Source organism: Erythrobacter sp. SN6-5 (assembly GCF_057364945.1).
Window position 1 is genome coordinate 1,302,890 of the sequence record NZ_CP200282.1, and the last position, 11,511, is coordinate 1,314,400.

The following is an 11,511-nucleotide window of genomic DNA, read 5'->3' on the forward strand; positions in this document are numbered from 1 at the left end:
TGCAATAGATGCCAGACTTGGCCGCTTGCGACAATCTGAGAGCGCATGACGCAGGGTGGTTTATCCGCCTTATAGCCTATGCCTCGCGGTGTGCTATGTGAGCCAAATGCTGAGTGAGGCGATCAAGGACAGGTTGGGTGATCGTGACTATCTCGATCTCCATTTGGCGGCCATCGCGTCGGTCGCAAAGCTCGGCGAAGTGCCGTGGTACGACGCGCATTTCTTGCGCCGGTTCGAGGCAGCAAAGTTGTATATAGGAGAGGTCGCTCCCGAGTATTTGGAGCGATTTGTCGCTGGATTCGCGCCGCTGCACCCAGCCGATAAGTTCGAGATCTGCACTATCGATGCGCCGTTTGATGACGCTGTTCGGCATGAGATCAACTCGGTGGTCCAAAGCCTTCCCGCCGCGCAGCTCGAACGCCACGAGGTAGAGAAATTCGGACGTGATGTAGTCCACGATCATCCATTCTTTCTGCAATTGCAGCAGGGCCTACTGCCTTTTGTGAGCGAGCTTACAGGGTGCGAATTGGTGATGGGATACAACTTCTTGAGCCTATACGGGGGTTCTGGCCAGTGTGCACCGCATCTGGACGAGCCAATGTCGATGTACACGCTCGATTATTGCATCGAGCAAAGCGGCAGCTGGTCGATACACTTCAGCAAGCAAGTGGAATTGCCTGATGCTGATACGATCCAGGCTTGGAACGAGGAAGACCTCAAGGATGACGCCGGGATGGATTGGACATCGCATGAGCTAGAGCCGAACCAGGCGTTGCTCTTCAATGGCTCGTCTCAGTGGCATTACCGTGATCCGATCACGCGCGGAGGGTATTGCAATCTCTTGTTCTTCCACTTTTATCCCGCTGGCTGTGAAAAGCTGGTGAGGCCGCACCTCTGGGCTGAGCATTTCGAGCTCAGCATATTGCAACCATTGTGCGATGTCTTTGCTGCGGAATCCGAAAATGGGCAGATTGGGTGATTGAACTGCGTCACTTGAAATCATGCAGAGTCATTGAGGCCGAATGACCGGGATCGCTGGGCTCTATTGCGCTGATGGTGTGGACCCTGCGACCCTGACAGCAATGACGGACGCCATCGCGGATCGCGGCCAGGATGGCGCCGCCATGTGGTTGTCGAGCGCATTCGACCATGGTCGCTCAACGGGACATGACAGCCTTGTTGGATTGGGTGCCAGCCTACTGCGTGTAACGAGCGAAGCGCAGGACGAAACCCAGCCGCATTGCAGCGAAGACCGGCGGATTGCTCTCGTGTTTGATGGGTTCCTCATCAATTGGGAGGAGCTTCGCGCCGACTTGCTGAGACTTGGCGTGGTGCTGCGCAATCGAACGGACACGGAGCTGGTGCTGCGCGCGTACCAGCAATGGGGCGAGGATTGCGCACGTCATTTAGACGGCGAATTTGCCCTCGCTCTGGCTGATTGTCGGTCCGATCCTAGCAATCCGCTTGTCTATTGCGCCCGCGATCACATGGGTCTGCGGCCCTTGTTTTATCACTTTGATGGCCAGCAATTGCTGTTTGCTTCTGACCTATCGGCACTGGTTCCGCAGATCGAACCAAAGCCGAGGCCAGATTTTGATTATTTGGCTAGGCGTTATGGCGGACAAATGGCATCAGCGCGATGCAACACCTTGGCAGGGTATCAAGCGCTTATTGCCTGCCCATTCGCTGAGTTTCTCGGCAAATCGCCTGACCTTAAAAGAGCACTGGTCGCTGGACCCGGAAGTCACCATTCGGTATCCCCGTGATGAGGACTATTTTGAGCATTACCGGCATCTATTGAAAGATTGTGTCCGCCGAACTTCGCGTTCTCATGGACCCCTTGGAGTGACGGTAAGCGGCGGTCTCGATTCTAGCGCTCTCCATTGTTTGGCATATCAATTGGCAGAGCGAGGCGAACTGCCAGCGCCATCAATCTCAGAGTATACTCTTGCGGGAGCGCCAGGCTCCCCCGCCTATGAATTGCCGTTCGCCAGAGCCGCGGCGGAGCATGTTGGTGCCCAATTATGTGAAGTGCCTCTAACGCAGCCGCCTATCGATTGGTTCACGGAGCAGGCATGCACGCGATATGATCTACCGATCCCTACCAATGGCGCGATGAGTATTGGGTTGGAGAATACGGCGGCGGCAGATGGTTGCAGGGCTTTAATGGGCGGTGACGGGGGTGATGAGTGGCTGCAAGGCAGCCGTCACTACTACCGAGAGTTTACCAAGGCTGGCGACGCTGCGGGGTTTGCGCGGGCCTTGCGCCAGGACGCGGCGGCTGAAGGATGGCGGCAAACGTTGCCCATTGCCTTGCGGCATATGACCATGACGCTTCTGCCGGAAATCATTCGAGTTCGCGGCCGAGACTATAAGCGGCAGAAGGCGAGGGAGCGGAAGGAATATCTCGATTGGTTGACGGAGGAGGCCAGACACCGACTAGCCGAGTTTGAAGACAGCTACATCACCTCACTGCCAAGCGAGCCGGTGCGTTGGAGCAAGCTCAATCTTGTACGCGCGCCGGGCACGGACATGGCAAACACGATGATGCAGGGGCAATATGCGAGGGCTGGTTTGGAACCGCGCAATCCAATGTTGAGCAAGGCCTTCATCGAATTTTCGGCCAGCACGCCGGAACATATTCGTCGGCGAGCTGGTCACAGCAAATATATCCATCGTAGGGCACTGCGAGGAATTGTGCCGGATGTGATCCTAGATCGGACTACCAAAGCGGATTTCCCGTCGCCAGAGCTGGACCGAGAATTCGCTGACTTCGCTCGCAAGAATGCCGATCCTCTGCTCGATAATATGTGCGATGAAGCCGGGTTTCAGCGTCTTCTGCGGCCAGATGCGTCTGGCACAATCCCAGATGAGCGTTCGTGGGAGGTATGGGGAGTTTACGCTTGCGCGGCTTTTTTGTATCATTTCCGCTGATGGTCGCAATGTTTCCTGACGCGCGGCCAAACCAGCAAGGTCGCCTTATGAAACAGCAAGCAAAAAAAGCGAAATATACGCCGCCACGCCTGACCGCATACGGTTCTGTACGAAATTTGACCGGCGGTAGCGCCACCATGATGATGGACGGTATGATCATGATGGCGATGAACTAGCATCCTGCTGTTTTCACGCCGGACGGATAAGGCCCGTGGCTCAAGAGGTGCCTTCGCCTAAATGATCGACATCCTGAACGAGCATCTTGAATATCTCAATCTCTCCGAGCGCCTGACGATATATCGCCAAGCTATCGAAGAGGTTATTCAGCCTGGAGATACCGTAGCGGATCTTGGCTGCGGACTCGGCGTGTTAGGGCTGCTTTGCTTGGAGACAGGCGCTTCAGAGGTGTGGGGCATTGATAGCAGCGATGCGATCCATCTCGCGCGCGAGAGCATGGCGAAGGCTGGTTTGGAAGATCGCTATCACTGCGTTCCGCGATCAACTTTCCACGCTGAATTACCAGAGAAGGTTGATCTGCTGATTTGCGACCACGTTGGCTTTTTCGGGTTCGATTATGGCATCATTGCGATGCTTGAGGATGCGCGCAGGCGGTTTCTAAAGCCGGGCGGCGCAATTGTGCCTCAGTCGATGAATTTGATGGTTGCGGGCGTTTCAAGCGAGGAATGCCGGAGTAAGGCTCGAGCGCATGGCAGGCAGAGCATATTCCGTCAGAATATCGCTGGCTTGATGGCTATAATCGGCACGCAAAGCATCACCACAGCCACTCTGCTGACGAACTGATTAGTGGTGCGGTGCGACTGGGTCGAATATCCTTTTGTGAAGACAGCCCAGAGATCTTCAGGTTTAGCGCTTCGCTATCGATCATTCATTCCGGCGTGTTTGACGGAGTGGCTGGGTGGTTTGATTGTGCATTGAGTCAGGGTGTGCGGATGACCAATTCGCCGTTTGACCCTGCCAGCATTGGCCGCTCGCAAGCGTTCTTGCCAGCAGCCGAGCCTTTCCGGGTTGAAGAGGGCGATGAAGTCGAATTCTCAACCAGCATTCGCCATGCGGAAGAGATGCTGGCTTGGACGATACACCCCCCAATGGTGCGCCCGTTCAGAAGCTCTCAACCTGGCAAGGGACCTTGCTGAAACCCTCTGACTTGGCGGTGTCAAACGGACAAGCGCCTGCCTTATCAGATCATGGCGCGGCGCGTGCGTTTGTCTTGGCCCAGGTTGATGGGGTGCGCACGAGTCAAGAGATTGTGGATCAGGTCTTGAGGGACCGACCAAAGCTGTTTCCAAGTGATCAGGCCGCTCGTGACTTTGTGATGCAGGTGTTAGCCAAGGATTGCACGCTGTGATCGGCCTGGAACTCGCAGAGGTGCGAGCGCAAACGGATTTATCGCCCCAGCCCTATGATCGCTGGGTTGATCCTGACGGCGAGATAAAGGCCGAATTCCGTCGGGACGACGATGGCTTCCACTTGAGGTTCCTGGATGAGGCCGACTTTCAAATCACGAGCAATAGCCAAGGGGTGATCGCTTGGCCTGCGCCCGGCAGCACTGAGCAAACGGCGCAGAACCTGTTTCACAATGCAATACTTCCGCTGCTCACCAATCATTCCGGCGGGCTGTGCCTTCACGGGAGCGCAGTTGTGATTGACGGTAGGGCTGCAGCCTTTTTGGGGCCATCGCGCAGCGGCAAGACGACACTAGCGGGAGCCTTTGCAAAATCAGACGCTCCATTTCTTACAGAAGATGTAGTTGAGCTTGAACGGCGAGAAAGCGATTATTGGGTCCAGCCAAAGGCTACAGCGCTGCGCCTGTTCAATGACAGTGCTGAGTTTCTGCTCGGCTTGCAAGACCACTGGATTGAAGCCGAGGACAAACAAGCTGTTTCAGTGCCTGAGCAATTGCCATTTGCTCAGGAGGCTAAAGGCTTGGACGCAATCTTTGTGCTCGCCAGCGCAGAGCCAGAGAAAGTAAGCATCACCAGGCTCAGCCCACTCAGCGCTCTGACGCACTTGATACCGCATTCATTCATTCTAGATGTCGAAGACAAGCCTCGCCTCAAGGCCCATTTCTCAAGGCTTGTCGATCTGTCGCAGGGTGTTCCGTGCTATGCGCTGGACTATCGCCGCGACTATCGCGAGCTTGAGCATGTTATCGAAGCGGTTCGTGCAGTGAGGAGCAGGTAGGAGGCGTACAATGCAATTGAGTGATGTCATATGTGCGTCTGAAGACGTGGTCTCGCGAGAGGTGAGCGGCGAAATGGTGCTGCTCGATATGGCCAGCGGGACTTATTTTGGTCTGAATGCTGTTGGCACTCGAATTTGGAGCCTGCTCGACGAGAAACCCTATTCGATTGCCGAGCTTTGCGAGGTAGTTGAAGCGGAATTTGATGCGCCGCTTGCGAGTATTCAGCAAGACGTGCTCGGCCTGGCAATAGAGTTAAGCAAGCAAAACCTGATCAGGATTGAGTAGCAACCTCGCATACGGTCTGATCGCTCACCTCGAAAACCCGGTCGGCAAGGGCAAGGCTCGCTATGCGATGTGTTATGATGATGACGGTGCGACCGCTAAGCGCGCTTTCACATTCGGCAATGAAGGCTGCTTCGCTTTCAAGGTCATACATGCTGGTTGCTTCGTCCAGTATGAGGATGGGTGGATCATTGAGCAGTGCCCGGGCCAGCGCAATGCGCTGACGCTCTCCACCTGACAATCGGATACCATTGTCGCCAATTTCCGTGTTCAGGCCATCGGGGAGCTGCGCGATGAATTCCCATGCCTGAGCCTGCCTGGCGGCACGCTCAATTGCTTGCGGTTCTGCTTCTTCGCATCCAAACTCGATGTTGTCGGCTATCGTCCCGTTGAACAACAACGCGCGCTGAGGAACATATCCGATCTGCCTGCGCCAGGCCTGTATTTGCAAATCGGCGATATTGTTCGATCCGTGCAAGATGCGTCCGGCGTCTGGCTCGTAAAAGCGTAAGAGCAATCGGATAAGGGTCGACTTTCCAGCGCCATTTGCTCCGGTCAGCGCAATCACTTGCGCCGGTTCTATCGCAAAGCTGATGCCGCGAAGAATCCGCTCGCGGCTATCATATCCAAAGCTTACATTTTCGAACCGGATGGTCGAAGGTGAGGCGTTTGTGATGTCGTTTCCAGAACCGTCGATTTCAGGCTCCACCGCGAAGACTTTTTCCATCCGCGCGGCCGTTCCACGTGCGATCTGCCACTGGCCGTAGACATTGGCTAAGCCGCCGACAGGACGAGTAAGCAAGGCAGCATAGAGCAGAAAGGCGAACATTTCCGCCGGATCGCGCTCACTGACAGCTTCGCCAGAGGTAGCAAGCACGATAACTGCGATGGTGGCCAATCCAGCGGCAAGGGCGATCACAGGGCCAATTGCGGCCGTTATACGGTCTTCCTGCAAGCTGAGGACACGCGCCGCTTCAACAATCCTAGCGTAGGCTTTGCTGTGCCGGGCTTCGGTTGCAAAGGACTTGATCGCAGGCAGCATCTCTAGGTCACTGTCGGCCACCCACATCACCTTTGCCTCTGTTTCTCTGACCCGCTCGGCCAGCCCTCTGAGCCGCCGACTGAAGAGCTTGAGCACAATGAAGAATACAGGCACGAGTATCGGAACGATGAAAGCGATTGTTGGATCGATGAGAAACAACAATATCACCGCGCCGCCAGCCGTCATTAGCATGGCTGGCACATTGGCGATGGTGGAGGTTAGGAAGTCGCTGAGTAAGCGTACTTCATAAGTCATCATCGCCAGGAGATCGCCCCGCCTGCTTTGTTCGTGAAAACCTATCGGAAGGTTCTGGATGTGGCCGTAGGCATCAAGTCTCAGCCTGGCGAGTATTCGCCCTGATGTCTGAGCGGTTACCATGCTTGCAGCAATATTCATGGCAGTCATAATGACCAGCGCGAGCACCAACAGGCCTGTGATCTTGCCGAGGTTGGTAGGCGCATCATCGGCAAGCCTGCCGAGCAATTGTCCGGCCAACCAAGGCACCGACAGCGTGGCCATGGAACTTAATAGAGTAAGCCCGCTGATAAGAGATAGCTCGCGCTTAAACTCCAGCGCGCGCCGCCATAGGAATGAGCGCTTCATGAAGGCTTTCGTCCAGCCACTAATCTGATGAAGGAGCGAGCCAACCACCGCAAGCGCAGGCCAGCGACTGACCAGTTTTGGGCTGCCCCGGATTTCTCCTTCAGATGTGCTGCACTGGGCCAAGCCTGCGCAAGGGCGAAGTGAGCTTTAGCCGCTGCAGCGAATGCACATTGGCCAGATCGGTTTTGAACCGCGTGACTGGGTCTGTCTCCGCAAGGTAAGCTTGAATTCTGGTGCAGCCAGTCTGCCGTTCCAGTTGGGTTTCGACTTCTTCAGGAATGGGGGTGTGGAAAGCATTTCTCGCGGTTTTTAGGGCCGCATGTACAATTGGCTCTACACCGACCTTTTCGCAGAACTCTGCTAGCATGGACCAATCGCGCTGGCCGAAACTGCGGGCAAGCAAATCGTAATCCTTCGCCCAGATCAGCCGCTCTCCACCATGCACTTTAGTTTCATCGACTGCATAGCCATGTGTTTGGTGCCACGCCTGATTGAGCGCAATTTGGACCAAGGTGAGCATAGGTGATGCTGCCATCGCAGCTTTGCTGAGGTTGGGCAGGGGAACGGCTTCTTCGAAATATAGCTCAGCAGGCAGGATTGCTTGCAATGTGGGACCATCGACCGCTTGCCAATGGAGGTCCAGTTCATGCACGAAATGGGCGCCTGTCTTGAACAGCCATGTTTCCTGATAGACTAAACCGTGCGGCACCTCACGCATGATCCAGCCACTCGATGAGAGCAAGTCTCGCGCTGTCTTTCGGTCACTCGGTTTTACCAGTAAATCCGTGTCACCGCGCCGACGGACCGAAGCATCCTCGTAGAGAGAATAGGCAAGGGCGGTTCCTTTCATGACGACTGTTTCAACGCCTCGATCTGCCAAATGCTGGATAAGTTTCGCCACACAAAGGCGGTGCGTTTCTTCCCATAAAGCGACAATCTGCGCTTCCTGCCTGATGTCATCCAGTATCCGAATGGGCCAGTCCGAGAGTTGGCTGCGGTGTAAATTGAGCGTTCCTGCGATCCCGTGGAAGGCGATCCGGTCCCAAACCTGCGTAACGCCTTCGCCTGTCCATTGCGCAGCCTGGCCGCGCATTGCGCTGGCTAACATTGCATCGATGGTCGCGGTTTCTGTCATCTGTTTGGCGACAAGCCTCTTGGGTTCGGGCAATTACTTCCCGCTGAAGGTGCGTCATTTTTGGCAGATTATCCAGCGTATCAATCAGGCTTTTGACGCGTCCATGGGATTAGCTGCTCTGGCTAGTCCAAGGAGTTTGGTGGAAGCCGACTTTTGTACATTGACCAGGCTAGACTGCACTGCAATGAATCGAAGTTGCAAACGCATGAGGTGTTTGCCCCAGAATTAGGAGCCTCCTTTCTATGACCACCAGCCGTAAAGGCATCATTCTAGCTGGTGGCTCGGGCACGCGTTTATACCCGCTGACGCGACAATTTTGCGCATGACCTATACAACCATATTGAGATATGAGGCGTGGTGGCGCTTTCTGCTGGCGGCTTGAATAAAGCCGTGCCGCAAGCCAAATCCGCTGCGCTGAAGTCTGATGATTTCTGCCTGATCGTGGCGGTCGATAATGATGAGATATTAAGCGAATGCTTGCTGCGTTCTCCTGATGTCGCGAGCGGCGCTCTGACAATCACCGAGATCCGTGGCGCGAGCAATATGGCCGACGCTTACAATCAAGGCCTGGCGAGAACTATGCGGCCCATTTGCGTCTTCGCCCACCAAGATGTCTATTTGCCGCAGGGTTGGCTTGAGCGGGCAGTCGCGGTTCTCAATGGACTCAGCGAGAGCGCACCGGATTGGATGGTGGCAGGCCCTTACGGCGTTTGTCCAAACGGCGAGCATGTTGGCCGGATCTGGGATGTAACCATGGGCAAAGAGCTGGGCAAAAGCGGCTTTCACCCAACACAAGTTGGTTCATTCGATGAACTGGTCTTGATCTTGCGCCGAGAGCCGGGTTTCCAATTCGATCCAGATTTGCCGCATTTCCACCTCTACGGAACAGATCTGGCGCAGAGCGCAATTGCAGCTGGCAGAACGGCTTGGGCAGTGGAGCTGCCTGTGGTTCATAACAACCGCCCAATTGCCTCACTTGGTGGAGGCTATCGCGAAGCTTATCATTACGCCCGAAAAAAATGGCGAGCAAAACTGCCAATTCCTACCTCAATTTGTTCGTTATCGAACAATCCACTGGCGCTTTGGCGTGCACAGTGGAGGCGGAGGAAAGTAAGATCGCGTGGTCCTTACTTGCAAGCTGGCGCTCGGGACATTGCTAGGCAAGCGGGCTATGAGGAGCCATAGTTTAGGTGACTTGGGATGCCTTTACATACGCGGAGCGGTATTCCTGGTGAGGAGGCTAGATCTTTGCCATCATTAGCAGTGCTGGGCATGCATCGTTCCTACACTTCGCTCGCCGCGCGGTGGCTGACCAGTTGCGGGATTGATATGGGCGGCTCCACATTGGGGGCCGGGATTGGTAATGAGCATGGTCATTTTGAAGATGTCGAATTTCTGACGTTTCACACGAAAATTTTGGCGGCGCATGATCTCTCCAGCAACGGCATGGCCGATTGGGGCGGGCGCTCATTCGACTCAACCGCCTATAGAGCGATTGAGGTTGAGGGCGAACTTGCCGAAGAAGGCCGCGCTCTTTTGGAGCGCAAGCGAAGGACAAACGAGCACTTTGGCTGGAAGGAGCCTCGCACTTGCCTGTTCCTCCCGTTCTACCGCGAGGCGCTCGATCCCTTTGCGCTGATCTTGTTTCGCCCCTTTGAGGAAGTCGTGTCTTCATTGCTGGAGCGGGAACGACGCGTCCATGCAGTGACCGGCCATCGCAGCTGGCGCCGGGCGTATTACTGGGCCACGCGATCGCGCAGTGAAGCGTGGTTTGAGCAATTGCGCAGCGACTATCTGGAGGCTTGGATACACTACAATCAATGCTTGCTGGATCATGTCGAGGCAAGCGATTCTGGCCGCTATATGGTGCACGATCTGGCCAGCATGGTGGCAAATGATGGTAATATTCTTGAACGGCTAAACCATTGGGGTTTTGACTGTGAGGCAAGGGGACTTGGGGCGTTGAAGGAGCCTACTAAAACGCGTGAATTGGAGGGGTTGAGTGGTGATGAGTTGGACCGCGCCCAGCATATAACGCAGCGCTTTTTCGAGTTAATTGACCGATAGCGCCGTGACGGTCTGGAAACGCATACGCACGAACGCAGGCTGGTCACTGGTATCGCTGGGTGCGGTCGCCGTGTTCGGATTTGCCGCAATGTATTTCAACGCCCGGTCACTTGGCGTCGACGGTCTTGGCACGCTGGCCGCACTGCTGGCCCTTACGATGATGCTAGAGGCTTTGGCAGGCATGCAATTGTGGCAGGCGGTTTTGGCGTTGTCTGAAGGGCGTGAGAGCCGAATATTGGGCGCGGCTTTGATCTTAAATTTGGTAGCGGCGGCGATTGGTGTGCTAATCGGCCTTTGCGCTCTGCTGTGGCTGAATTGGGAGGGCGGCTGGCTGCACGATCATGCTGATCGGTTCCCAGCTGTTTCGAACCTCTGACCCGCTCACTGGAATTTTGCGCAAGTACGACCGCTTCGATTACTTAGCCTTCGTGCGGTCAGGATCCGCTGCGATCACCTTCCTTGTAGCCGCGGTGTTTTGGTACGCATCGGCTCCGATAGACGCTTACTTGATCGCCTTTGCGCTGGTCTTTGTGGGCACGAACGCCGTTCTGCTCGCAAAGGTATCGCAATTGTGTGTGCCAGAGCGGCGGCGCGCGGCGAAGTTCTTGAGGTCTTGAAGTTCTGCCTGCCGACCGGGCTATCTGGCGCGGTGGGTGCGGTGAGGCAGCGTGGCATAGTAGTGCTGTTGGGGGCAGTTTCTGGCAATTCGATGGTCGGCATTTATGCCGTGGCTGACCGGATCGCCTCAATTATGCAAATGCTCTACCGGGCGGCATTCGAAGCCGTTTTTCGGGAAATGCCAACCACGCCAAATCCGTTGAGATTGGCGGGTGAGATCGCCGCATTCGGATCATTCACTTCCGCAGCCGCCTTGGCGGCGGTCTATTGGTTGGGGGTGCCAATCATAGAGCTTGTCGCAGGGCCAGAATTCGTCGCCGCTGCAGCCACCTTGCATTGGCTAGTCTTGGCCATTTGCTTGAGCCTGATGACCCTGGGTATGAGGGCGCTCACGATCGTCAGAATTGGACCAGGCGCGATGCTGAAATGCAATCTGTTTGCCTTGACCGCACTGCTTGCAGCGCCCTGGATGATTGGACGACATGGCGCAGTCGGGGCAGCTATGATCCAGGTTGTGTTCGAGGTTTTGTGGATCGGCGCGGTCTTGCTGGTTATGCTGCGGAATTGGCCTTCGCTTAGCAGGCCTGCGCAAAGCTAGGCGGCGTGAGAGCCGGAACATACAAGTAG

15 protein-coding genes are annotated in these 11,511 nt (G+C 55.5%); 13 read left to right on the top strand and 2 right to left on the bottom strand.

What is annotated here, in order from left to right; genetic code table 11:
• Window positions 1–97: 97 nt before the first annotated feature.
• The 8 genes from AC0V6Z_RS06530 to AC0V6Z_RS06565 all read left to right on the top strand — a co-directional run bounded on the left by AC0V6Z_RS06530 (window position 98) and on the right by AC0V6Z_RS06565 (window position 5,422).
• The gene (locus tag AC0V6Z_RS06530; protein ID WP_486176450.1) at window positions 98–979 is read left to right on the top strand and encodes a hypothetical protein; all 882 of its coding nucleotides are present in this window, start codon (window positions 98–100) and stop codon (window positions 977–979) included.
• Between the two features lie 43 nt (window positions 980–1,022).
• Window positions 1,023–1,766 carry an asparagine synthetase B family protein gene (locus AC0V6Z_RS06535; protein ID WP_472640541.1) on the top strand — a complete coding sequence of 248 codons (744 nt, stop codon included), beginning with the start codon at window positions 1,023–1,025 and terminating at the stop codon, window positions 1,764–1,766.
• A gap of 31 nt (window positions 1,767–1,797) precedes the next feature.
• On the top strand, window positions 1,798–2,934 hold the full coding sequence (locus AC0V6Z_RS06540; protein WP_472640542.1) for an asparagine synthase-related protein: 1,137 nt from the start codon (window positions 1,798–1,800) through the stop codon (window positions 2,932–2,934).
• Window positions 2,904–3,110, top strand: coding sequence for a lasso RiPP family leader peptide-containing protein (locus AC0V6Z_RS06545; protein ID WP_472640543.1), 207 nt, complete (start codon window positions 2,904–2,906; stop codon window positions 3,108–3,110). The genes AC0V6Z_RS06540 and AC0V6Z_RS06545 overlap by 31 nt, the downstream gene beginning before the upstream one ends.
• A gap of 61 nt (window positions 3,111–3,171) precedes the next feature.
• On the top strand, window positions 3,172–3,735 hold the full coding sequence (locus AC0V6Z_RS06550) for a 50S ribosomal protein L11 methyltransferase (RefSeq protein ID WP_472640544.1): 564 nt from the start codon (window positions 3,172–3,174) through the stop codon (window positions 3,733–3,735).
• 286 nt (window positions 3,736–4,021) lie between these two features.
• Entirely contained in the window at window positions 4,022–4,300 is a 279-nt protein-coding gene (locus tag AC0V6Z_RS06555) for a hypothetical protein (RefSeq protein WP_472640545.1), read from the top strand.
• Window positions 4,297–5,136 (top strand): hypothetical protein, encoded by an 840-nt coding sequence (locus AC0V6Z_RS06560; RefSeq protein WP_472640546.1) that lies wholly within the window; start codon window positions 4,297–4,299, stop codon window positions 5,134–5,136. Before AC0V6Z_RS06555 ends, AC0V6Z_RS06560 begins: the two co-directional genes overlap by 4 nt.
• A gap of 10 nt (window positions 5,137–5,146) precedes the next feature.
• Complete coding sequence (locus tag AC0V6Z_RS06565) at window positions 5,147–5,422, top strand: PqqD family protein (protein WP_472640547.1); 276 nt, start codon at window positions 5,147–5,149, stop codon at window positions 5,420–5,422.
• On the opposite strand, the gene AC0V6Z_RS06570 is transcribed toward AC0V6Z_RS06565, so the two are convergent.
• Together AC0V6Z_RS06570 and AC0V6Z_RS06575 are read right to left on the bottom strand one after the other, a co-directional pair.
• Window positions 5,409–7,064, bottom strand: a complete 1,656-nt coding sequence (locus tag AC0V6Z_RS06570; protein ID WP_472640548.1) for an ABC transporter ATP-binding protein — start codon at window positions 7,062–7,064, stop codon at window positions 5,409–5,411. The two genes, AC0V6Z_RS06565 and AC0V6Z_RS06570, sit on opposite strands and share 14 nt — an antisense overlap.
• 100 nt (window positions 7,065–7,164) lie before the next feature.
• Window positions 7,165–8,232, bottom strand: a complete 1,068-nt coding sequence (locus AC0V6Z_RS06575; protein ID WP_472640549.1) for a nucleotidyltransferase family protein — start codon at window positions 8,230–8,232, stop codon at window positions 7,165–7,167.
• Between the two features lie 209 nt (window positions 8,233–8,441).
• Here AC0V6Z_RS06575 and AC0V6Z_RS06580 point away from each other — a divergent pair, with 209 nt between their 5' ends.
• The 5 genes from AC0V6Z_RS06580 (at window position 8,442) to AC0V6Z_RS06600 (ending at window position 11,482) form a co-directional block, all read left to right on the top strand.
• The gene (locus tag AC0V6Z_RS06580; protein ID WP_472640864.1) at window positions 8,442–8,525 is read left to right on the top strand and encodes a sugar phosphate nucleotidyltransferase; all 84 of its coding nucleotides are present in this window, start codon (window positions 8,442–8,444) and stop codon (window positions 8,523–8,525) included.
• Between the two features lie 31 nt (window positions 8,526–8,556).
• A complete protein-coding gene (locus AC0V6Z_RS06585) occupies window positions 8,557–9,384 on the top strand; it encodes a hypothetical protein (RefSeq protein ID WP_486176451.1) in 828 nt (275 codons plus the stop codon).
• Window positions 9,385–9,447: 63 nt separating this feature from the next.
• Entirely contained in the window at window positions 9,448–10,266 is an 819-nt protein-coding gene (locus AC0V6Z_RS06590) for a hypothetical protein (protein WP_472640551.1), read from the top strand.
• Window positions 10,256–10,642, top strand: coding sequence for a hypothetical protein (locus AC0V6Z_RS06595; RefSeq protein WP_472640552.1), 387 nt, complete (start codon window positions 10,256–10,258; stop codon window positions 10,640–10,642). Before AC0V6Z_RS06590 ends, AC0V6Z_RS06595 begins: the two co-directional genes overlap by 11 nt.
• 195 nt (window positions 10,643–10,837) lie before the next feature.
• Complete coding sequence (locus tag AC0V6Z_RS06600; protein WP_472640553.1) at window positions 10,838–11,482, top strand: lipopolysaccharide biosynthesis protein; 645 nt, start codon at window positions 10,838–10,840, stop codon at window positions 11,480–11,482.
• The last annotated feature ends 29 nt before the right edge of the window (window positions 11,483–11,511 follow it).